The sequence below is a fragment of the Candidatus Symbiopectobacterium sp. NZEC135 genome (genome assembly GCF_025962695.1).
On the sequence record NZ_JAGFPF010000887.1, the window covers coordinates 1 to 864 of the forward strand.

At 53.6% G+C, this 864-nt stretch carries 1 protein-coding gene and 2 pseudogenes; 2 read left to right on the plus strand and 1 reads right to left on the minus strand.

Annotated features, from left to right (window positions below; translation table 11 throughout):
* Together J5224_RS31200 and J5224_RS31205 are read left to right on the plus strand one after the other, a co-directional pair.
* Window positions 1-223, plus strand: a pseudogene (locus tag J5224_RS31200) (vitamin B12 ABC transporter substrate-binding protein BtuF); the annotation flags it as partial.
* Between the two features lie 192 nt (window positions 224-415).
* Window positions 416-673 carry a hypothetical protein gene (locus J5224_RS31205; protein ID WP_264628881.1) on the plus strand — a complete coding sequence of 86 codons (258 nt, stop codon included), beginning with the start codon at window positions 416-418 and terminating at the stop codon, window positions 671-673.
* Between the two features lie 82 nt (window positions 674-755).
* Here J5224_RS31205 and J5224_RS31210 read toward each other — a convergent pair.
* Window positions 756-864: pseudogene (locus J5224_RS31210) on the minus strand (iron-sulfur cluster insertion protein ErpA); the annotation flags it as partial.

Sequence of the window (864 nt, forward strand, 5' to 3'; positions counted from 1 at the left end):
CGGGCCACAGGTCAGGCGTGAACAGGTGTTGCGGCGCAAACCACAGGTGATCATTACTACGGGTACTGCCGCCGATGCGGCCGCCACCCGTGATTTTTGGTCGCCGCAGTTGTCCGTGCCGATCATTACGGTAGAGGAAGATTGGTTTAATCGCAGCAGCCCGCGCCTGCTGCTGGCAGCCCAGTACATTTGCCAGCAACTCTCCGCCCTCCCCGCCCAGTAAATCACAGGGTAATGCCTGCGCTCATGCAGGCATTACTGCATGCTTTTCATCCAGAAAAAAACCGGTTATCATGTCGGTAATGGTCAAAATGCAACCATGTTTAGACAAGAAACAAACCAAAACATAACGATTTGATAACGCACTATTGTGCACTGAGCCGGTAACGGCTCTTTTTAACACCAGGTAGAAAAAGTGATAAAAATAAGTCTGCTTACTGCGGGCCTGCTGATGCTGGCCTGCAATACTGCGTGTGCAGCAAGCACCAGCGGGCAAATCAATGTGGGGTTGAGCGTGGTTCCTGCCTGTGAAGTCAAGGAAACCGCAACATCAGCCCGCGTCGAGTGCCCGGCCGCAAAAGCGTTGATGCCGAAGATTACGCAAACGTCTCTCAGCGCAGGGGCTCGTACGGTAACCCATCAGGAACAGCGGCTGATCACCATTGAATGGTGATGGTTGGTTTATTCGGCCCGTTAAAACAAAAAACCGCGTTGCAAGCAGCGCGGTTTTTTCTCGCCATTAGGTGGCTGGATAATCAGATGCTGAAAGAAGAGCCGCAGCCGCAGGTGCTTTTCGCATTCGGGTTAGTGACCACGAAGCGCGAACCTTCCAGGCCTTCGGTGTAATCCACCGCGCCACCGACC